Source organism: Aquirhabdus parva (assembly GCF_003351745.1).
GTDB lineage: Bacteria > Pseudomonadota > Gammaproteobacteria > Pseudomonadales > Moraxellaceae > Aquirhabdus > Aquirhabdus parva.
This window is the reverse complement of record NZ_CP031222.1, coordinates 669,557-691,629: the sequence shown is the minus strand read 5'-3', so window position 1 is coordinate 691,629 and position 22,073 is coordinate 669,557. Positions and strand designations below refer to the sequence as shown.

Annotated in this window: 15 protein-coding genes; 3 read left to right on the top strand and 12 right to left on the bottom strand. The window is 45.4% G+C overall.

Features of this window, described 5'->3' with window-relative positions; genetic code table 11:
* A complete protein-coding gene (locus HYN46_RS03085; RefSeq protein WP_114898051.1) occupies nucleotides 1-609 on the bottom strand; it encodes a LemA family protein in 609 nt (202 codons plus the stop codon).
* A 253-nt stretch (nucleotides 610-862) separates the two neighbouring features.
* Here HYN46_RS03085 and HYN46_RS03080 point away from each other — a divergent pair, with 253 nt between their 5' ends.
* Complete coding sequence (locus tag HYN46_RS03080; RefSeq protein WP_114898050.1) at nucleotides 863-2,041, top strand: branched-chain amino acid ABC transporter substrate-binding protein; 1,179 nt, start codon at nucleotides 863-865, stop codon at nucleotides 2,039-2,041.
* Nucleotides 2,042-2,120: 79 nt separating this feature from the next.
* Nucleotides 2,121-3,605, top strand: a complete 1,485-nt coding sequence (locus tag HYN46_RS03075) for a hypothetical protein (RefSeq protein WP_228254872.1) — start codon at nucleotides 2,121-2,123, stop codon at nucleotides 3,603-3,605.
* Nucleotides 3,606-3,612: 7 nt separating this feature from the next.
* On the opposite strand, the gene HYN46_RS03070 is transcribed toward HYN46_RS03075, so the two are convergent.
* From HYN46_RS03070 to HYN46_RS03015, 11 genes are all read right to left on the bottom strand, one after another.
* Nucleotides 3,613-4,032, bottom strand: coding sequence for a glutaredoxin family protein (locus tag HYN46_RS03070; RefSeq protein ID WP_114898049.1), 420 nt, complete (start codon nucleotides 4,030-4,032; stop codon nucleotides 3,613-3,615).
* Nucleotides 4,033-4,167: 135 nt separating this feature from the next.
* Complete coding sequence (locus HYN46_RS03065) at nucleotides 4,168-5,589, bottom strand: FAD-dependent oxidoreductase (protein ID WP_114898048.1); 1,422 nt, start codon at nucleotides 5,587-5,589, stop codon at nucleotides 4,168-4,170.
* A 192-nt stretch (nucleotides 5,590-5,781) separates the two neighbouring features.
* Nucleotides 5,782-10,293: a glutamate synthase large subunit gene (gene gltB / locus HYN46_RS03060; protein ID WP_114900558.1), complete on the bottom strand. Its 4,512-nt coding sequence runs from the start codon at nucleotides 10,291-10,293 to the stop codon at nucleotides 5,782-5,784.
* Nucleotides 10,294-10,753: 460 nt separating this feature from the next.
* Entirely contained in the window at nucleotides 10,754-11,629 is an 876-nt protein-coding gene (locus tag HYN46_RS03050) for a hypothetical protein (protein ID WP_114898046.1), read from the bottom strand.
* Entirely contained in the window at nucleotides 11,626-12,726 is a 1,101-nt protein-coding gene (aroB, locus tag HYN46_RS03045; protein ID WP_114900557.1) for a 3-dehydroquinate synthase, read from the bottom strand. The genes HYN46_RS03050 and aroB overlap by 4 nt, the downstream gene beginning before the upstream one ends.
* A gap of 104 nt (nucleotides 12,727-12,830) precedes the next feature.
* Nucleotides 12,831-13,403: a shikimate kinase AroK gene (gene aroK, locus HYN46_RS03040; protein ID WP_114900556.1), complete on the bottom strand. Its 573-nt coding sequence runs from the start codon at nucleotides 13,401-13,403 to the stop codon at nucleotides 12,831-12,833.
* Between the two features lie 44 nt (nucleotides 13,404-13,447).
* A complete protein-coding gene (gene pilQ / locus HYN46_RS03035; RefSeq protein WP_407640785.1) occupies nucleotides 13,448-15,658 on the bottom strand; it encodes a type IV pilus secretin PilQ in 2,211 nt (736 codons plus the stop codon).
* A 162-nt stretch (nucleotides 15,659-15,820) separates the two neighbouring features.
* Entirely contained in the window at nucleotides 15,821-16,309 is a 489-nt protein-coding gene (locus HYN46_RS03030) for a pilus assembly protein PilP (protein WP_228254924.1), read from the bottom strand.
* A gap of 98 nt (nucleotides 16,310-16,407) precedes the next feature.
* The gene (locus tag HYN46_RS03025) at nucleotides 16,408-17,124 is read right to left on the bottom strand and encodes a type IV pilus inner membrane component PilO (protein ID WP_114898045.1); all 717 of its coding nucleotides are present in this window, start codon (nucleotides 17,122-17,124) and stop codon (nucleotides 16,408-16,410) included.
* On the bottom strand, nucleotides 17,121-17,756 hold the full coding sequence (locus HYN46_RS03020) for a PilN domain-containing protein (RefSeq protein WP_114898044.1): 636 nt from the start codon (nucleotides 17,754-17,756) through the stop codon (nucleotides 17,121-17,123). Before HYN46_RS03020 ends, HYN46_RS03025 begins: the two co-directional genes overlap by 4 nt.
* 2 nt (nucleotides 17,757-17,758) lie before the next feature.
* The gene (locus HYN46_RS03015) at nucleotides 17,759-18,817 is read right to left on the bottom strand and encodes a pilus assembly protein PilM (RefSeq protein WP_114898043.1); all 1,059 of its coding nucleotides are present in this window, start codon (nucleotides 18,815-18,817) and stop codon (nucleotides 17,759-17,761) included.
* Between the two features lie 460 nt (nucleotides 18,818-19,277).
* Between HYN46_RS03015 and HYN46_RS03010 the strand changes: the two genes are divergently transcribed.
* Nucleotides 19,278-21,977, top strand: coding sequence for a penicillin-binding protein 1A (locus tag HYN46_RS03010; protein ID WP_114898042.1), 2,700 nt, complete (start codon nucleotides 19,278-19,280; stop codon nucleotides 21,975-21,977).
* Nucleotides 21,978-22,073 lie beyond the last annotated feature (96 nt).

Genomic DNA, 22,073 nt, shown 5'->3' with positions numbered 1-22,073 from the left:
TTATGATCCGCTAAAACTAACCGTAGGGGCTTGTGAAACCTGCGCTTCATTGGCAACACTGAAGTTGGGTTTGGTGTGCATACCGGTCACTTTTGCGGTCAGGTTGGACGGGAACTGACGTACGGTCACATTGTAGTCCTGCACCGTAGAGATATAACGGTTACGTGCCACAGTAATGCGATTCTCCGTACCTTCTAATTGCGAAGACAAGTCGAGGAAATTCTGGTTGGCTTTGAGGTCCGGATAGTTTTCGGTCACAGCCATCAAACGAGATAATGAACCTTGCAACTGATTCTGTGCATCAATGAACTTCTGGAACGCCACAGGATCATTCACCAACTCAGGGGTTGCTTTAATCCCCGCAACAGAAGCACGTGCAGCGGTCACTTCAGTCAGCACTTTCTCTTCATGCGTCGCATAGCCTTTGACCACATTCACAAGGTTCGGAATGAGATCCGCACGACGTTGATATTGGTTTAATACCTCTGACCAACTGGCGTTGACGGCCTCGTCTTTGGCCTGCAAAGTGTTATAACCACAGCTTGGCAAGGTGGTCAACAATACCGTAGATAATGCAACCGCTGTCAATAAACGACGTGTCATGATCATATTCCTTAAATCGCCCAATTCAAAAATAGGTGTAGCAAAGTCATAACAATAGCGCATGTCTCACTATAAATGACGTAGTGAATTGTTAAGCACATTTATTTCCGACCAAATCCTTTGAATCATTGAATGACAGACGTCATCAGCACAAATTAGCTTGCATCCTTAAGCACATGCTTTCCCACAAAATGAATATAGAAGCTCATAATTTCATGTTATCTTTCTATATGATATTTTTATACGATTCAGATATAGCATGAACCTACACCTACATAGTCCAGCCAGCTCGCCTGCCATCCGTTTCAGTAAAGTCTTTGGTATTGCTTTAATCGGCCTTGCTCTAAGCCATTGCAGCAAGAAAACCGAAGATGCAAATACCAATACCGTGACTATTGGTGTAGTCGGTGCATTGACCGGAGCACTGGCTCACTATGGCAAGGACGAAGAAAATGGGGTACGTCTGGCCATTGATGATTTAAATGCACAGAAAATTGTGATTGCGGGCAAACCCGTGGTCTTTAAAATTCAAAGCGAAGATGATCAGGCTGACCCGCGCAATGCAACCGCAGCTGCACAGCGGCTAGTCGATGCCCATGTGAATGCCGCGATCGGCCATACGACATCAAGTACAACCCTACCTGCATCAGCACTCTATAACGCCGCAGGTATTCCGTTGATTGCCTGCGCGGTGACCAATCCAAAATATACCCAACAGGGCTTTCCTTATGCCTTTCGTTTGATCGCCAACGATGTACAGCAAGGTCAAACTTTGGCAAAAATTGCCGCACAACATTTTGGTGCAAAGCGCATCGCGATCATTGATGACCGGAGTGCCTATGGCGTCGGTATGGCCGATGAGTTTGAAAAGTACCTTAAAACACTCAACGGCAATCTGATTGCTCGTGAATCCGCCAGTGACAAAGAAACAGACTTTAATGCAGTACTCACCCGGATTAAAGGCAAGAACCCCGATCTAATTTTCTTTGCCGGAAATGATGGGCAAGCAGCTGCGATGATTATTCAGGTGCGTAATCTAGGCATTACCGCGCAATTTATTGGTGGCGATGGCATGAACACGCCTGAGTTCATCAAACTGGCAGGGAAATCTGCCGAAGGCGTAGTGATCACCTCTGCAGGCCTGCCCCTTGAAAAGATGCCGCAAGGCGCTTCATTCAAACAACGCTTTGAACAGAAGTATGGCCCAGTACAGCTTTACTCGCCTTATTATTATGATGCGACACAAGTGATTGCCAAAGCCATGCAGGCTGCAAACTCAACCGACCCTAAAGTCTATGCCCCAAAAATCAAAGATACCAATTATGCAGGCGTCACCAATCAAATTCAGTTTGATGACAAAGGCGATTTGAAAACAGGACAGATCACAGCATATCAAGTCAAAGACGGCAAATGGGTAGAGCTAGTCGGAGTGAATTGAGTCTAAGAATATGAGTTCAAGTGGGATCGTTATGCTACGATTCCATCTTGAATAGTTTAATTCAAGGACATCCATCTCGATGAGTTCTTTAAAATATCGCACCCAAGGCTTTAAAAAACTCCCCTTAATAGCGCTCCTTGTAATCTCGGCTGGATGTCAAAAAGATTTCTCGAATCCCTCGTTAAAGACACCTCTAATCAACACCATTCAGGGTGACTCCAATTGCTTGGATACGATGGTAACCCCATCCTATGAAGAACAACGCCTCAAGAATATCTTAGTACCAAATGGCAAACCTTTCGCAACTCAAATCCTTGAAGCATCCGGATTTGACCGTTTCGCACCCCAATTTTCTCGCAACTTATGTGATATCCAGACGATCAAATCGTTTGATGACAGTCAAAGATTGGTCAAACGTGCTGGAATAGAACTTTGGCAAGCGGCTGTTAATCGTGTCCAAGGTCAGGAAATAAAGGGGTCTCTACCGCAAAGTGATGATCGAATGCTGTACTGGGCGCGCTTACAAATGACGTTGATTTTACGGCAGTGGAAGCCTTCATTTACACTCACTCAAGCACAGCGCGAAGAACTACAGTGGACCTTAGAGCGCGCCTCACGTGGACAATACTCTATGCAGTTTCCTTCTGATTCGCATGTGAAACGCATCATCATCAGCGGATTTGATCCTTTTACGCTAGGAACGCCGGGAGCAGACCACCCTTCGACAAAAGTACGTATTGGGAATCCTTCAGGCGCTATCGCACTGGCATTAAATGGCAAGACCTTCAAACTATCGGATGGTTCCACAGCCGTCATCCAAACCTACTTACTGCCTGTGAACTACAGTGATTTCCAGAAAGGCATGCAGGAATATACAGTAGCGCCCTTCTTTAAAGGCAAAGGTCATGTGCTGGCTTCGATTACGATGAGCCAAGGCGGTAAAGGTGCATTTTGGATTGAGAACTGGCATAGTCGTTATCATGCAACGAATTTTGCAGATAATACTGGGCTCGTCATCCCAGCGACATTACCCTCAGTTGAAGAAGCCAGTATTTATCCACCTACTGACATTTTAGGTTATAACCCTCGTCCATGGGTTCAGGATAAGCCCAAGCAATTTACAGTGACGAGCCTACCTATCAACGCCATTTTGGCTGCCCATACGGGGAAATCAATCATTAATCCTGAGACCCATAAACAGGGTGGTTATGACGTCATCTGGCATACACCCTACAGTGTTTTCCCTGATTGTCAGAAGATGGCCACTCAAGATTTTAACAGTGAAGTCCCGCCGCCCAAAATTCCTGTTGCCCCCCTTGCCAATGCTTGCGCACAAAAAGGCAGCGGTGGAAACTATCTCTCTAATGAAAGTGGCTATCGCAATACCCTACTGAGGGATCTCTATAACCCTTCTATCCTTGCAGGTCATCTGCATGTGCCTGTCATGACCAACTTTAAGCCGGGCGATGACGATCAGATCAGCGATGCTTTATTTGAAGCGTATCGAGATAGTATTGTTCAGCAGGCCACGGAGATTGTGGGGGTTATTGTGAAAACATTGTGATTGTTACTCACATCTCTAACCCCTTCACATCATACCCTGCATGATAAAAAACTGACTGCAAGCGATCGACATCTAAACCATCAACCGTCTCATGACCGACAACCGTCACGGGTACACCTGAAATATGATTTTCTTCGGCATAACGCTTACCTTCAACGGAATTTTCAACATCGTGGTCCAAATAGGGTGCACCGCTCGCATCAAGACTCGCCTTTAAATGCTTACAGTAGCCACACCATGTCGCGGTATACAGATGAATCACTTCGCGTCCCTGACGTGCTGCATTATTTGCACGGACTGAATCCATATCTTGTGTAGAATCATTTTGCGCAATTAGGGTCTGTGCATGTTGCTTATTCCACCAATGATAAGCACCAAATGACACCAGTAAAATCAAAACAACAGTAGAAAAAGAAGGTCTATTCATAATGATTTCTTTTATTTTTCGATAGTCATTCTTTAAGTGTAGCTGGATTTTAAGTCTAACAATCACCCTTGATCATAAAAAAAGCTCATCTGATGATGAGCATTTTTATTCATACAATCTAAATTCAATCAACCATTAGATCTTCAGATAATCCAGAATTCCTTCCGCCGCTTGGCGACCTTCCCAAATTGCGGTAACGACCAGATCAGAACCACGCACCATATCACCACCGGCAAAAATCTTTGGATTGCTGGTTTGGAATGGGAATGCTTGATGTTCCGGTGCAGTCACACGACCAGAGCCATCTAACGTTACAGACTGGCTTGCAAGCCATGCCGCTGGACTTGGGCGGAAACCAAAAGCCAAGATCACGGCATCAGCAGGCAGAATTTCTTCTGAGCCTGGGATTGGCTCAGGACTGCGACGACCACGGCTGTCTGCTTCGCCCAATTGTGTGGTCACAACCTTCACACCAATCACGCCATTAGCATCGCCAACAATTTCGATTGGTTGACGGTTAAACAGGAATTCAACACCTTCTTCACGCGCATTCTTCACTTCACGGCGTGAACCGGGCATATTTTCTTCATCACGGCGGTACGCACATGCGACATGCGACGCACCTTGGCGAATTGCGGTACGGTTACAATCCATCGCGGTGTCACCGCCGCCCAAGATCACGACGCGTTTACCTTCCATGCTGATATAGTCAGTCGGTGACTTTTCCCAGCCTTGGCAACGGTTCACATTGGCAATCAAGTAATCCAGCGCATCATAGACGCCATTTAACTCTTCACCGGCAAAACCACCTTTCATGTAGGTGTATGTGCCCATACCCATGAACACGGCATCGTAATCGGCTAATAACTCATCAATGGTTACATCGACACCAACATCGGTGTTCAAACGGAATTCAATGCCCATGCCTTCAAAAATGGTGCGACGACGAATCATCACATCTTTTTCCATTTTGAATTCAGGGATACCGAAAGTGAGCAAACCACCAATTTCTGGGTTTTTATCGAAAACCACAGGTTTAACACCAGCACGCACAAGTACGTCTGCACAGCCCAGACCCGCAGGGCCAGCACCAATGATCGCCACTTTTTTATCAGTCCAAACGACTTTGGACATATCAGGGCGCCAACCCATCGCAAAAGCGGTATCTGTAATATATTTTTCGGTATTTCCGATCGTCACCGCTCCAAAGCCGTCATTTAGCGTACATGCGCCTTCACACAAACGATCTTGAGGGCAAACACGACCACACACTTCAGGCAAAGTATTGGTTTGATGCGATAATTCAGCCGCTTGGAACAACTGTCCTTCGCTAATCAGCTTGAGCCAATTGGGGATATAGTTGTGTACTGGGCATTTCCATTCACAGTATGGATTGCCACAGTCCAAACAACGATGAGATTGATTAGCAACTTCTACTTTTTCAAAAGGTTGATAAATCTCAACAAATGCAGTCGTACGCGTATCAATATCTTTTTTCTCAGGCTCTTGTCTTGCAACATCGAGAAACTGAAAATCATTACTTAGGCGATCAGCCATGTGTCATCCTCACTGGGTCAGCACGATTGCGCGTGCGTGCCTGCTATTGCATTAAATCGTAAATATCGTTCAATACGCTGACAGATTATTCTTGCTTATGCGATTGCTGCGTATTCTATAGCGAATCAACAACCAATTTATGACGATCTCATCAATCACGCGAATAAAATCGTGTGATTGATGAGCCAAGCCTTATTGTGGATCAGCTTTGGTCGTTTTCAACAAACTGGCAAGGCTAGCGGCCTTCGGTTTGACCAGCCAGAACTTACGGCTGAACTCATCAAACTCATCCAGCAACTGTTGGCCCCACGCACTGCCCGTTGCTTCGACATACTCTTCAAGTACTTCAACCAAATGCTGACGATGCTCTTCGGTCGATTCTGAACTGATACGGTTCAAGTCAATCAGCTCATGGTTGCAACGATCAAAGAAGTCACCTTCTAAATCGAGTACGTAAGCAAAACCACCGGTCATCCCCGCACCAAAGTTCAGGCCAGTACGACCTAACACGGTCACAAGACCACCAGTCATGTATTCACAGCAATGATCACCCGCACCTTCGATCACTGCATGACAACCCGAGTTACGCACTGCGAAACGCTCACCTGCTGTTCCTGCTGCAAAAAGCTTGCCGCCCGTTGCGCCGTACAAACAGGTATTTCCAATAATCGCAGTATCTTGCGATTTAAATGGAGAGCCTTTCGGTGGATAAATCGAAATCTGACCGCCAGCCATGCCTTTACCGACGTAGTCGTTGGCATCGCCTTCAAGCTCGATATGCAAACCACCCGCATTCCACACACCCAGTGACTGTCCTGCAGTGCCATGAAGCTTTAGGGTAATCGGTTGATTGCTCATGCCAAGGTCGCCATGTAACTTGGCAATCTCACCAGACAAGCGCGCGCCAATCGAGCGATTGCCGTTCATGATTTTATAGCTGAACGTACCACCAGACTTAGCTGTGATGGCATTTTGCATATCCATGACCATCTGTTCGGCAAGGACACCACGATCAAACGGTTCATTACGTGCTGAGGTACAGTACTGATCATTGCCTTTTGCAGAAGCATGTGTAGTCAATATTGGACGCAAGTCCAAATGGTTCTGCTTATCGGTTTGGCCTTCCAAACAAGTCAGCAAGTCAGTGCGTCCTATCAAGTCTTTCAGACTCTTAACACCAAGCGCCGCCATCCATACACGCGTTTCTTGCGCGATAAAATGGAAGAAATTGATCAGCATTTCAGGTTCGCCGATGTAATGCTCTTTACGCAAGTGATCCTGCTGTGTTGCCACACCTGTCGCACAGTTATTCAAGTGACAAATACGCAGGTATTTACAACCCAAGGCGATCATCGGCGTGGAACCAAAGCCGAAAGACTCTGCACCCAAGATTGCGGCTTTGACCACGTCCAAACCTGTTTTCAAACCACCATCGGTTTGCACACGGACTTTACCACGTAAGTTATTCACACGCAGGGCTTGATGCGCTTCAGATAAACCGAGCTCCCATGGTGATCCTGCATAGTGAATGGATGACAATGGAGATGCGGCTGTACCACCGTCATAACCGGAAATCGTGATCAAATCAGCATAGGCTTTAGCTACACCAGCAGCAATCATTCCCACGCCTGGGCCCGATACTAACTTCACCGAAACCAGCGCTTTTGGATTGACTTGTTTCAAGTCAAAAATCAATTGCGATAAGTCTTCGATAGAGTAAATATCATGATGTGGCGGCGGAGAAATCAAGGTCACGCCTGGTACTGAGTAACGCAAACGCGCAATCAGGGCATTCACTTTTCCACCAGGCAACTGACCACCTTCACCTGGTTTTGCACCCTGCGCCACTTTAATCTGCAGCACTTCTGCTGAAGATAAATATGCAGGGGTTACACCGAAGCGACCTGAAGCCACCTGTTTAATTTTTGAGTTCTTAATCGTGCCGTAACGTGCTGGATCTTCGCCGCCCTCACCAGAGTTCGAACGACCACCAATGGTATTCATCGCAATGGCAATCGACTCATGCGCTTCAGGAGACAACGCACCCAGTGACATGCCCGCAGAGTCAAAACGCGGCAGAATCGCTTCAATTGGTTCGACATCTTCAACTGCAATGCTGTTGCTGGTATCAAGACCCAGTAAATCACGTAAAGTCGCTGTAGGTCGCTTGTTGACCAGATCAGCGTATAACTGATAGTCCTCAAACTTACCTGAACGTACGGCAGTATGTAGGTTGTTAATCACGTCAGGGTTAAAGGCATGGTATTCTTTATTAAAGACAAACTTCAGCAAACCGCCTTGTTCAATCGGCTTACGGGTTTGCCATGCCAAGGCTGCCAGTTTCTTTTGATCGTTTTCCAGATCAACGAAACGCGCACCTTCGATACGGCTTGGTACACCTTTAAAGCAAAGATCAACCACAGGGCGCGACAAACCAATCGCTTCAAATAATTGACCAGCGCGATAAGATGCAACCGTTGAAATCCCCATTTTTGAGAGAATTTTCAGCAAGCCCTTATCAATCCCCTTACGGAAATTGTTTTGTGCATACAGTGGATCACCCAGCAAATCACCTTTGGCAATCAGATCATTGATTACGTCATACGCAAGGTACGGATAAATCGCGCTGGCACCAAACCCGAGTAATACAGCAAAATGATGTGGATCGCGAGCTAAACCGGTTTCAACCAGAATATTACCGTCAGCGCGTACTGCCTGTTCAGACAAATAATGATGCACAGCACCCGTTGCCAAAATCGCATTCGCAGGCAGATAGCCTTCACGAATATTACGGTCAGAAAGGTTGATAAACGTTGCCCCGCCGCGTACCGCATCAGCCGCTTCAACACAAATACGACGTAGAGCCGCTTCCAAACCTTCCGCTTCTGGATAGTTTAGATCAATGGTGTGCATCTGATATTCCGCACGATCAAGCGTACGAAGCTGATGCATTTTGCTCGCGGACAAAATTGGGCTAGAAACAATCACACGCTCAGCATGCTCAGGGGATTGCTCAAACACATTCTGTTCACGACCCAACGAGCTCTCAAGCGACATCACTATCGATTCACGTAACGGATCGATTGGTGGGTTAGTGACTTGGGCAAACTGTTGACGGAAGAAGTCTGCTACGTGACGAACTTGACGTGACAATACTGCCATCGGCGTATCATCCCCCATCGAACCAACCGCTTCTTGACCACTTTCAGCCAATGGGCGAATGATCTGATCACGCTCTTCAAAGCTGATCAAGAACATTTTTTGCGCGGCTTTCAGTGCATCGCCTTTCAGACCAAACTCTTGCAGGCTTTCTTCGAGATCATCGTCAGTCTTGATATGAACAGCGTGGTCACGCAACCACTTCTTGTAGGGATGGGTTGATTTCAAGCGGTTATCGATATCAACGGTGCGCAGTAGCTCACCAGTTTGCGTATCCGCAACTAGAATCTGACCAGGACCCACACGACCTTTAGACACCACATCTTCAGGCTTATAATCCCAAACACCAATTTCAGAAGCGAGGGTGATGTAACCGTTTTTGGTAATCACCCAGCGCGCGGGACGCAGACCATTACGATCGAGCATACAGATTGCATGACGACCATCCTGTATCACCAGACCCGCAGGACCATCCCAAGCTTCCATGTGCTTAGAGTTGAACTCATAAAATGCATGTAAATCTGCATCCATGGTTTCAACGTTCTGCCATGCTGGTGGAACAAGCATACGCAGTGCGCGGAACATATCCATGCCGCCACCGACCAAAATCTCCAGCATATTATCCAAGCTTGAAGAGTCTGAACCCGTGCGATTCACTAACGGTTTAACATCTAGCAAACCAGGTAACAATGGGTTTTCAAATTTTGGTGTACGCGCAACAGACCAGTTACGGTTTGCTGTGATGGTGTTGATCTCACCATTGTGCGCCAAGTAACGGAAAGGTTGAGCTAAAGCCCAACGTGGCGCTGTATTGGTAGAGAAGCGCTGATGGAAAACCACGATATGGGATGTTAAGCGCTCATCACTCAAGTCCAAGTAAAAGGATGCGATATCCTTCGGCATCATCAAGCCTTTATAGCTGATCACCGTACTAGCAAGCGATGTTACATAAAACAAAGGATCGTGCGTCAATTGACTCTCTGCACGACGACGCGCCAAGAACAATTTACGATTGAACTCTGGAGCTTCCATGCCGTCGGGTGCTGCAACGATCAACTGATCAAATGCAGGTAATGAACGCAGCGCAATTTCACCTAAAATGTCCACATTGATCGGAACAGGACGCCACGTCGCAACCGTCAGGCCTTCTTTAGTGACTTCCGCAGCCAGAATCTCGCGGGAATGTTGTGCCAAGGTTGCATCAGTATTGAGAAAAATCGTACCTACAGCAAATAACTCAGGCAAAGTGACGCCAAGTTTCTTTGCTTCTGCGCGGAAAAAGTCTTTTGGCATCGCCAATAGCAAACCGCATCCGTCACCCGTTTTACCATCTGCCGCAATACCGCCACGATGGGTCATACAGCTTAAGCTGTGAATCGCTGTCTGAAGTAAATGATGACTTGCCTGACCCTGCATGTGGGAAATCAGACCAAAGCCACAGTTATCCCGAAAATCTTCAGGTTGATACAGACCCGTCACTGCTGCATCAGAAATCGATTCAGATGAGCAATGGGCTTCCGAAGAAGATGTAGCGAGCGGCGACATATGCATGGCGTACCCTTAAATAGAAAGCAAAAGAAATATCAAAACAACACAATAGATACTGGTTACGACACTAGACGCTTGTCAAACTTGTTATGGCGGTCATGCGAAAACCTGACTCATCCATCCTATACGTTAGTGAATCATTAAGACATGCAACCAGTTTCATCGTCCAAAGTAGCACGACAAAATAAACGATGACAGACAAAACGGCTTAATAGTGTAAAGAAAAACTCACGCGTACTCAAATGCAATGCTTGATTTATTAAATACAACATAAATGCAACACAAGCATATTATCGCATTTATCCAACGCTTTGCACATGCTCCCTCGCCCCTCAAACACCAAAAAATACCTAACATCACGCAAATAAATACAGCTTCATTGATGTATTCTGCACCCATAAAAAAGCGCCATTTCTGACGCTTTTTTATACCAAAAGACATCCACCACAGAATCAATTTAATTAAAGGGATCCTGTACAGCCCCTGTAGAAGAAGCTGCACCTTTTTTCGAGTTATTCGGCGCTGGAGCAACTGGATCTGGCGCAGGCGCATCAGGAAGCCCGCTAAAGCCATCGACATTCGCCGGTAGAGCAGTCTTAGATGTTGGTGTAGGCGACGTAGTCATTGCAGCAGAAGACTCGGCTGCAATCTCAGCGAGCTTATCTTCAATCGCGTCCGTTGGAGGAGGAATAGCAACCGGTCTGAGCTTCACTTGACGCGGGGAGTTTGCAGAAGACTCCACCATATTTTCATCACTATCACTCACAAAAGGTCGATAGGTTGAAAAACGCTCAGGAAAAGCTTTCACGCTGGATGGCAAGCCAAAATCCATGGTTTGCGCAGCGCCTAAAGCCGTCTGTATGGCAGGGAATGCGCCGTAAGTCAAAATAAAACTTTCGTCTTTTCCGCCTTTGTTATAGCGAAAATACTGAAAACGCGAACGGTCTGAACGTTTTGCTAAAAAATCTGTAATCACGCTTTCTTGAGAAACATTCATCACTTGCAGCGTCCAATCACTCTGATGCTCAGTGATAAACGCCAATGCTTTAAATTCAGCAGCATGTGCAGCTTCAGGTCTATTAGAAGTAATTTTGGTCAAATCCAATACAGGTACAATATCGGACAATGTGCCTAAGTTTGCAGGAAACTGATCAGGCGTGATTGTTTTGGACGCCGCTTCAGTTTCCGCAAAGGAACGCTCTTTAGTCACGCGACTGGCGAGTTGTAGCCAAATCCACAATATGGCGCTCGCCGCTAATATGATGATGGCACAAACAAACCACGTCTTCGGATAAAAATTAGGCGGCTTTGGTGCCGATAGATTTGAGCTCATATCACCTCTACGCCTGGAGTTTTATTTCCCAGGGTTTGCATTAATAGCTGTAAATCAAATTCACGAGTAATAACACCTTCACCGATTCTCTTCAGCAACACCAGTCGAAGGCGCCCTTCTAACACCTTCTTATCTTGCCCCATCAGTGTCAAAAAGTCATCTGGTGCAATGTCAGGCACATTCACAGGCAAATTCGCATCACGCAATATATTGCGAACACGCACAACATCATGGGCCTTAATCCAACCCAATCGAGCAGATAAATCAGCCGCCATGAGCATGCCTACTGCAACAGCCTCACCATGCAACCACTGACCATACCCCATGTAGGACTCTATTGCATGACCAAAAGTGTGTCCCAAATTGAGCAGAGCACGCTCACCCATTTCGTGTTCATCGGCCGCTACAATTCGAGCTTTATGTGCACATGAACGATAAACCGCCTCTGCAAGTTTGGCAGGATTACGCGCCACAAGTTCAGTCATATGCGTTTCCAACCAGACGAGAAAATCCTCGTCTCCGATCAGAGCATACTTAATCACTTCAGCAAGACCAGCAGATAATTCGCGATCAGGCAAGGAACCCAAGAGCATCATATCAGCCAAGACGGCTTTGGGCTGTTTGAATGCCCCGATCATGTTTTTACCCAGTGGGTGATTTACTCCCGTTTTACCACCTACACTAGAATCCACTTGAGACAATAATGTGGTAGGCACCTGCACAAAGTGCACCCCGCGTTGGAAACTTGCTGCAGCAAAGCCTGCCATATCCCCAACCACACCACCACCTAAAGCCAAGATGGTACAATCACGATTAAAACGATTCGACATCAATGCATCAAAAATCAGGTTAAGACTTTCCAACGTCTTATAAGACTCACCATCCGGCAATATGCACTCCGCTACAGTTTTTCCCGCCTCATTTAAAACATCCCGATAACGCGCTAAATAAAGAGGTGCGACAACGGTATTGCTCACGATCATGACTTGATGACCAGCGATATGAGGCAACAAATATTCAGCTAAAGACAAATCTCCGCCAATATAGATCGGATAACTACGCTCATTTAAAGCAACATGAAGGGTTTGTACGGTCATCAATGCAGATTCGGCATCGGCTGAAATCAATTGCTGCGTCATAGAAGGAAGAATTCAAAAGTGTAGATAAAAATATACCACGAATGGTAGGACATCATTTATTGTTATTTTATCGCGTTTGGTTGAATGATCTGAATAATCTTTTGAGCAAGCTCCCTTGCTGAACCATCTAATGTCATAACGACATGGTGAGCAATCGAACGATAAAGCGGATCTCTAATCGTCAGCAATTCGCGTAAGCGTGCTTCAGGATTAGTGGTTTGTAATAAAGGACGATTACGATCTCGAGAGGTTCTTGCGACCTGCATGGCAACAGGCGTATATAAATAAATAACCGTACCTCTCTGACGCAGATATAAACGACTTTGTTCTCGGGTCACTGCACCACCACCCGTTGCCAAAACGATGTTATTCATTGCCGTCAATTCAGCAATAACTGCTTCTTCACGCAGCCGAAAGCCCGCCTCGCCTTCCTTTTCAAAAATCCAAGGAATGGTAGCGCCAGTACGTCGTTCAATTTCATGATCTGCATCAATAAAAGTACGACCCAGTAGATCGGCAAGGTGCCGCCCTACTGTAGTTTTACCAGCCCCCATCGGTCCAACTAAGAATAAATTACCCGTAAGTAGATCATTCGTCGTTGAATCGGTGGGGGCCTCTTTTGTTGCATTATGCATCAAAACACCCTGCATCAACTGCTTAGTGACTAAACCTTAAAAGTTTAAGGTTTAGCACTTTGATTCACCTGAGTGGTGCTATTGACCAAACGTGGTGTGACAAAAATCAGCATTTCTTGTTTATTATTAGACTGAAGTGTATGTCTAAATAAACGACCAAGATAAGGCAAATCGCCTAAGAATGGAACTTTAGTCGTACTACTTGAAATCTGATTCTGGAAAATACCACCCAACACAACTGTCTGTCCATCATCAACCAATACATTTGTTTGTAATCGATTGGTGTTGATGGTCAATTGCCCATTTGGAGCGGCATCGCCAGGACTGTCAGCGTTGACCAATAAATCCATTCCGACACGACCATCAGGGGTAATACTTGGTGTGACTTCTAAACTGAGCTCAGCATTAACAAAAGCAACTGAGGTTGCGCCACTGGATGTCGATTGCTGATATGGAATTTGTGTACCCGCAGCAACCCGGGCTTTTTGCTTATCTAAAGTTAAAACTTTAGGTGTCGCGATAACCTCACCTTTACCATCAGCTTGAAGCGCTGATAAGGTTAAATCCAGCATAATATCAGAGATGCTCATCACACCCAGTGCAATACTACTGGCACCAGAACCCGTCGCAGCTAAATCCACACTCAAATTATCGGGTCGGGTAATGGTATAACTCACCCCTGTTTGACCATTCAAAGTCGAACTTTGCGGATTACGTAGGTCAAACAATGTTGTCTCATTACCACCAACCAATAAATTTGGTCGACTTGCCGTACCGTGAGAGAGAATACCCCATTGCACGCCTAATTCCTTACTAAAGGTATCTGAAGCACGTACAATCCGAGCCTCAATCATAACTTGCTTAATAGGAACATCAAGACGCGCAATCATTTCACGGACTTTATCAATCGTTACTGCTGTATCTTGCACAATAAGAGTATTGGTGCGCGCGTCAATCGATACAGTTCCCCGAGGAGAAAGTAAGCTTCCTACGTTTGCATCCCCTCCAGAACCAATTCCATTAGAGCCATTACCTCCTCCACCATTATTACGCCCAGAGGTAATTAACAGAAGTAGATCACTTGCCTTTGCATAACTCAATTGAATATATTGCGTCGTCAACGGTGCCAGTTGTTCAACTTGGCGATTATTTTGAATTTCAATCTTTTCACGTGCCGCTAGTTCATCCGCAGGCGCAATCATAATCACATTACCATTGCGACGTTTATCTAGACCTTTGGTTTTTAACACAATATCTAAAGCCTGATCCCAAGGAACGTTCTGTAAACGGATCGTAATTTTCCCTGCAACGGTATCGCTGGCAACCAAATTAAGGCCAGTAAAATCAGCGATTAATTGTAAAACTGAACGCACTTCAATATCTTGAAAGTTTAATGATAACTTTTGTCCAGTATAAGTTGGGAGTTTGGCTTCAGCCGTCTTTTGCTGAACGACTGGCTTTACACTGATGGTGAGTTTATTATCTGCCTGATAGGCCAGATACTCGAAATCCCCCTGTGGCTGAATCACCAATATGCCATTATTGCCTTCATTATAAGCATCAATAGTTTTAATTGGAGTGCCGAAATCATTCACGTCTAAACGACGACGTAAACGCTCAGGCAACTTCGTACCCAAAAAACGCGCAATGATTTTAGTCCCTTGCTGCTGAACATCGACAGGTGCATTCGGGTTATTCAGCGCAATGAGAACATTACCCTCTCCTGCACCGCCACGACGAAAGTCAACATCTGTTACTTCATAGGCGATGTTTTTGTTTCCAGCAACAGGCATCGCAGTATTTACTGATGTAGGTGTCGCGACAGCTTTAGCAGCTGATACTTTAGTACCGCCAACTTTCAATACCAAAGTATTCCCTTCAACACGTGTTGAATATCCACTGGCTTGACTCAAGTTTACAACTAAACGAGTTCTCTCTGCATTATCGACAACAGCCAAGCTACGTGCATTTCCTGAACCAATATCCTGATAACGACTCGCTAAACTACTTTTTGCATTAGGCAAATCTACGACCAAGCGTGCTGGCTTGTCTAATTGATAAGCTTGCGGATTAGGTGGAGTACCATCAAATGCAAGACGAAGTTCAGTCTCATTATTAGGCAATGCCGTCGTGTTTATTCCAGTGAGCGTCACCGTACTACTTGCATAGGCTGTCATCGTAATCGCACAAGCGCTCACAATAGCCAAATGCATAGGCAATGCTTTTATCACAAAACGACGTGCGACTGAGCGCATCGCCAACTCATGCCCAACTTCCCGGTCGAAAACCTTTTTAAGGTCACGTGCTGACTCTTTAACACCTCTAACTTCCATGTCATTTACCCCTTGACCCAACCAATTCGATAGCATTTGACTTACCATGCTGCTACTGCTCATCATCGTTATCCTCAAAATTTTTTATCCGCCTGCATCAACCATGATTAGGCTACGTGGCCGCTCAACAAAACCATCCTTTCCATCAGGGACAATTTCAACCAAGTTAACTTGGGTAGGTGTAATTCCCACAATACGCCCATAATTTTTCCCTAAATAGTTACCAACTTGAACGCGAAGCACACCACCTTGAGGATCTTCAATCAAACCATAAAGAGGACCTTTTTGATTATGTATCGTTCCACGCATACGTAGATTTTCTAATGGAAATTGCTCTAAAAACTGTAATGGTCGACTCAAATCAGGCATCACATGACGTCCAGCCATAACCTTCATTTCTTCTGCAAGACTCAGTGCAATAAATGGACTCCGAAATCCTTGTGCTGCATACGTGAACGTGGGTACTGGCAAGAACACAGGTGCAGGTGTAATGGGTAAGGTCGGCTCGTTATGGATTTTCTGCATTTCCATTGCAACACCATCAACCCGCGAGCTACAACCGGTTGATAACATACCCACTAACAGCACCCCACCAAAAATCAAAATTTTCGGTGCATTTTTTGATCGAATTTGCCATTGGGAACTTTTATTTTCTGTCATCACTCTACGCTTCATGATGCACTCCCTGTTTTCTTTGCGGCATCCTGCGGGCTTTTGGGTTTATTTTTGGAATCGACTTTATCGTTATAACGATAAGTTTTTGCATTCACGGTCAAACCCAAGACCGGTATTTCAGATTTTGATTTATCATTAATTGGAGAAATATCAAAATCATCAATGGTCACAATCCGTGGTAATGCAGCCAAGGCACTGACAAAAGCACCAAATGAATGATAGTCACCACGACCTTTGATCGTCATTGGCAATTCAATAAAGAAGTCCTTTGTCACTTCTTTTTCTACATTAATTTTATCGAACTGCAAGCCACTGCCTACACCGGTATAATTAATATCTTCAACCAGCCCAGGAATTTCAGTTTCTTTAGGAAGTTGCTGTAACAATTGACCAAAGGTAGACTCCATTTCTTCGACTTGTTTCTGATATTGCAACAAATTTCGAAGTTTTGAATCCTTGTCACGATAATCATTTAATAAACTTCGCTCCTGCGCTTCAGCCGCTGCAATATCCTCGCGTACAGGAGCAATCAATAAAAGATAAGCAAGCACAAATACAAAAACACCGATAAAAATAAATGCAGTAATTTTTACTGGGAGGGGCCAGTTCCCCATATTCTGCGGATCTAGCGATTTAAAACTATTACTAAACTCCTCAAAGGAGAATTTTTTTGAAATCGACTTAGCTGCTAGAGGGTTATTGTCCGCCTTCATGATGCACCTCCTAAATGCTTCGCAGTCGAAGCTCCTTGTCCTTTTACATCAGTTTCAGGAAGTTGCAAATCAACTGAAATCACAAACTGACCATAGCTATCCTCTGCTCTCGGCACAACACCGCCAGACACTGGCGTAGCGGGCTCTACAGCACCTTGAAATGAATTCATAAATGCATTCCGGAACCATGGAGATGCTTCCAAATTACGTAAAAACTCAGATACATCATTTGGACTTTGTGCTCGGCCTTCGATCGTAAACTTGTCATCTTTCCGTGCAAATTTAGTGATATAGACATGACTCGGCGTCAATCTTGGCAATTCATCGAAAATACGAACCACAACTGGACGCTGGCCTTGTAAATCTTGAATCACTTTCATCCGTGAAACAATGTCATCACGTCTGGACTGTAATTGCGCCAAATCTTTCAGCTTCGTATCGAGTGCTGCATTTGCAGTAGTAATCTGTTGATTGGCTTGGAGCTGTTCATCAAGATAATGTTTAAAGACCATCCAGACCAAAACAGACAGAATCAAAGCCAAAACAAAAATAGCGCCACCCGTGAGCATAAATTCTTTTTTGCGCTGCTCACGCTGAGCTTCGCGCCAGGGAAGTAAATTAATTTGTGCCATGATTAATCAAAACTCCTGAGCGCAAGTCCACAGGCGATAATGAGCGCAGGTGCATCATTTCCAATCGCATTGGTATCGATTTGAGGGGCAAAACCCATATGAGTAAATGGATTAGCCACGCTTACTCGATTGCCTAACTTATCTTGAATCAAGCGTGCAAGCCCCGGAATACTGGCACTGCCACCAGCTAGCAAAATATGATCGACATCGTTATATTGACTAGACGAGAAGAAAAACTGCAGAGAACGAGTGACTTGTTGTGCAATGGATTCCATAAACGGAATCAGCACTTCAGGCTCGTAATCGTCAGGAAGATTGCCTTCTTTTTTTGAACGGCTGGCTTCCTCAAAAGACAAACCATAGCGACGTTGAATATCCTCTGTCAGTTGCTTGCCGCCAAAGAGTTGTTCACGGGTATAGATGATCTGATCATGACGTAGCACGTTAAGCGTCGTCATCGTATGACCGATATCAACAATCGCGACAATATCTGGACTATCAGGTAGGGCATCAACCATTAAACCAAAGGTGCGTTCAATTGCGTAAGATTCAACATCAACCACTTTGGCAGTTAAATTACCAATCTCAAGCACATCGACACGCTGTTCAATATTTTCTGAACGCGAAGCCGCAAGCAATACGCTAACCCGTCCAGGCACAACAGCAGACGGACCAAGCACTTCGAAATCCAAGTTGACTTCAGACAACGGGTAAGGAATATATTGATCGGCATCCAAACGAATCTGCATTTCACGCTCATCGTCCGTCATATCCGCTTCCATATCGATCAGTTTAGTGATCACAGCGGACCCTGCTACAGCAACAGCTGCCTGAGAAGATCTTGGGCTAGCACGTCTTACGAGCTGACCAATAGCCTCTCCAACCACTTCAACATCAGCAATATTTTTCTCAACTACTGCATTTGGAGGAAGAGCCTCTGAGCCGTAACTTTCGACATAATAGCGACCATCACGAATACTGAGCTCTAAAAGCTTGACAGACGTCGTGCTGATGTCTAACCCTACTAGGCTAGAATTTTGTTTGCGTCCAAAGGAAAACACATTAAATTCCCTTTTATTGTTCTGTCCAAATTTGAAAAGCCGTAACCAGCAATCCACCTAACTACCTACTCGTCGCTTCAAATACAAGAAGCTACGTAAAAACAGTGCCTAGTCGCCACTCCACATTTACAAAAAACTAGGTTTGTTTTGAATGCGTTTCAGCACTCAAGTTACAAATATTTTTTATGGAATAATTCCGTTTAAAACATCCATAAACCCTAAGCTGGCAACACAATCACACTCAAACAACACAAAGTGCCAACAGAATCACCGAATATCCAATACATCTAGTAACAATTCAGCTATAGGATAGTGATAACACGCCTTTTGCAGCATTACAAGTGCGTTCAAAAAATAAATCGGGGGGAAGACTTAAATAAAAGCAATAAGATGCCATCCTTGTTTGTTGTGGGTATACTACGGCGTCAACCTTGACTTAAGGCATTAAAACTCACTTGTCATGAAAAAGCTATCTTGCGCAGGCCGAATCCACCCACTATTTGCACTATTACTGGTGCTCCTACTGGCTCTTCCCATTGGATTTTATGGGCTCTATCTCTTTATTGCTCCAAGCTTGCCAGACATCGCTCAGCTCAAGTCAGCGCCTGTCGCAATTCCTCTGCAAGTCTATTCAAAAGACAATAAATTGATTGGCGAATTCGGTGAAAAGATATCGCGGCCTGTCACGTATGATGAAATCCCGCCACTCATGGTCAATGCTTTTCTAGCAGCGGAAGATTCCTCTTTTTTCACTCATAACGGTGTCAGTTTTAAGGGACTCGGCCGCGCAGTGACGGAAGCAATGCAAAGCGGTAGTGGGCAATCAGGTGGATCGACCATCACCATGCAGGTTGCCAAGAATTTCTACTTAAGCCCAGAACGGACCCTCAAACGAAAATTAACAGAAATTTTTCTAGCCCGAAAGATTGAACAAAACCTGAATAAACAAGAAATTTTTACACTTTATGTGAATAAAATATTTTTAGGACAACACGCATACGGCATTGCCGCAGCGGCCAAAGTGTATTACCACAAACCTTTAAAGGACCTGACCATTGCAGAAATGGCCATGATTGCAGGACTACCTAAAGCACCGACTAAATACAATCCTGTCAATGACCCAGATCGTGCGATCGAACGACGTAACTGGATTATTGGACGTATGCTGCAACTGGGATTTATTAACCAAGCCCAATATCAAGAAAATATTAATGCGCCCCTTGCGCTGAACTACAGCGCCAATACTAAACGTCTTGATGTTGACATGCCTTATGTAGCCGAAATGGTTCGTAGTGCAATGGTCGAAGAATTTGGTGAAGATGTACTCAACTCGGGCTATCGCGTTTACACCACAATCCCATCGGATCGCCAAAAAATGGCAGAAGATGCTGTTCATAAAGGGCTTGAGGCATATGATCATCGTCACGGCTGGCGTGGTGCAGAATCCAATGCCAAACCCCTCGCGGATCATTATGTGATTAACAACATGTGGCCTGTACAAGTCACTAAAGTATCCAAACAAAGTTTTGATGCTGTGTTTAGTAATGGATTGACCATCACAGTACCGTGGAGCGGAATGTCGTGGGCACGAAAATATTATTCGACAGATCGTGTTGGTGGTGCGCCCAGCAATGCATCTGAAATTGTTCATGTGAACGATATTATTCGTGTGCGTCCATCGGATCTCACCGCCGATCAAATCCAACAATATTTGAATGCACAAAATAAATCATCCGCCAAGACGAATGACCCAGCAGACGCTGCGGACCTTGATGATCCAGCACCTGATGCAACAAAAGCCAAAACAGAAGAGCCCTCCCAACCCAAACTAGACCTGTCTAAAGCAGCATGGTCACGGATCAACTGGACACTCACGCAGATTCCAGCAGCCGAAGCACAGCTCGTCTCCCTAGACCCGAATGACGGTGCCATTCAAGCGGTTGTCGGGGGTTATGACTTCGCAAAAAGCAACTTTAACCGCAGTATGCAGGGCTGGAGACAACCTGGTTCTAACATCAAGCCGTTCATCTACTCCTTGGCCTTAGAGCGTGGTTTCACACCTTATAGCATTATCAATGACGCGCCCCTACAGGTCGGCAATTGGCGCCCACAAAACTCTGATGGCAAGTTTATGGGACCCATTACCTTACGCCGAGCATTGTATCTATCCCGAAATCTGGTTTCTGTTCGCTTATTGCAGGCCGTTGGAATCAATAAAGCCGTTGAGCATTTGACACACTTTGGTTTTATGGAAGACAAACTGCCTAAGAACCTAGCGCTTGCTTTAGGGGCAGCACAAGCCTTACCTATCCAAGTCGCCACGGGTTATGCCGCTTTTGCTAATGGCGGTTATCGTATCCAGCCTTACTTTATTGAACGTGTCGAAAGCTTCAAAGGCGATGTACTTTTCAAGGCAGACCCAGTTCGCGTTTGCCGCAGTTGCGACGCAGCCAATAATCCAGACCAGCAAGACCTATCTGATGCAAGTAGCGTACAGCCTGATGCAAGCAGTGCCGCGCCGACGGTACTGACCAGTAACCCAGATGGCAGCATCAACTCAACAGACAATCCGGCATCTTCACCTGCAACCACTCCACTACCTGCGAATTATCGTCGTGCTGAACGTGTACTGACCGCTAAAACAGCCTATGACATGGCCAGCATTTTGCGTGACGTGATTCAACATGGTACGGGTTATGCGGCGATGAAACTGGGTCGTAATGACATAGGCGGTAAAACAGGAACAACCAATGATGCTAAAGACGCATGGTTCTCTGGTTTCAATCCAACGCTAGTCGCGGTTGCATGGGTCGGTTTTGACCAGCCTCGTACACTGGGTCGTAAAGAATTTGGGGGCGTTGCTGCCCTGCCGATTTGGAGCGAATATATGGCCAAAGCACTCGCCAATACGCCAGAAAGCTGGATTGATAAAGATCCTGGTAACCCGAATAGTAGCAACGCGTCAGGCGCAATTAAGCCTCGTAAAAAGAAAGTGATAGATACTGAATCTGATTCCACGACAGATTCGACTTCCACAACATCGGATAGTATTGCCGATCTTGTAGAATCTAAAACTGCAGAATCAACAGCACCTAAACACACACCTCAGCCCTCCTCGACAAAAGTGAGTCCTAGTACTCCACTTGAATCGCCATTCTAGGCCTGATTGAATGTTGGCTACCGAAGTAGCCAATAAAATTTCAGCGTAATAAAAAGCCACTGAGCGAATGCTTAGTGGCTTTTTTACACTAGTCGA

Excerpts from the sequence above, each read along its gene's own strand:
- HYN46_RS03020 (WP_114898044.1), bottom strand. The coding sequence starts at position 17,756 with ATGGCACAAATTAATTTACTTCCCTGGCGCGAAGCTCAGCGTGAGCAG.
- HYN46_RS03070 (WP_114898049.1), bottom strand. The coding sequence starts at position 4,032 with ATGAATAGACCTTCTTTTTCTACTGTTGTTTTGATTTTACTGGTGTCA.
- aroB (WP_114900557.1), bottom strand. The coding sequence starts at position 12,726 with ATGACCGTACAAACCCTTCATGTTGCTTTAAATGAGCGTAGTTATCCG.
- HYN46_RS03025 (WP_114898045.1), bottom strand. The coding sequence starts at position 17,124 with ATGAAGGCGGACAATAACCCTCTAGCAGCTAAGTCGATTTCAAAAAAA.
- HYN46_RS03085 (WP_114898051.1), bottom strand. The coding sequence starts at position 609 with ATGATCATGACACGTCGTTTATTGACAGCGGTTGCATTATCTACGGTA.
- pilQ (WP_407640785.1), bottom strand. The coding sequence starts at position 15,658 with ATGCGCTCAGTCGCACGTCGTTTTGTGATAAAAGCATTGCCTATGCAT.
- HYN46_RS03050 (WP_114898046.1), bottom strand. The coding sequence starts at position 11,629 with ATGAGCTCAAATCTATCGGCACCAAAGCCGCCTAATTTTTATCCGAAG.
- HYN46_RS03010 (WP_114898042.1), top strand. The coding sequence starts at position 19,278 with ATGAAAAAGCTATCTTGCGCAGGCCGAATCCACCCACTATTTGCACTA.
- HYN46_RS03075 (WP_228254872.1), top strand. The coding sequence starts at position 2,121 with ATGAGTTCTTTAAAATATCGCACCCAAGGCTTTAAAAAACTCCCCTTA.
- HYN46_RS03065 (WP_114898048.1), bottom strand. The coding sequence starts at position 5,589 with ATGGCTGATCGCCTAAGTAATGATTTTCAGTTTCTCGATGTTGCAAGA.
- gltB (WP_114900558.1), bottom strand. The coding sequence starts at position 10,293 with ATGTCGCCGCTCGCTACATCTTCTTCGGAAGCCCATTGCTCATCTGAA.
- HYN46_RS03030 (WP_228254924.1), bottom strand. The coding sequence starts at position 16,309 with ATGTTATCAACCGGTTGTAGCTCGCGGGTTGATGGTGTTGCAATGGAA.
- aroK (WP_114900556.1), bottom strand. The coding sequence starts at position 13,403 with ATGCATAATGCAACAAAAGAGGCCCCCACCGATTCAACGACGAATGAT.
- HYN46_RS03080 (WP_114898050.1), top strand. The coding sequence starts at position 863 with ATGAACCTACACCTACATAGTCCAGCCAGCTCGCCTGCCATCCGTTTC.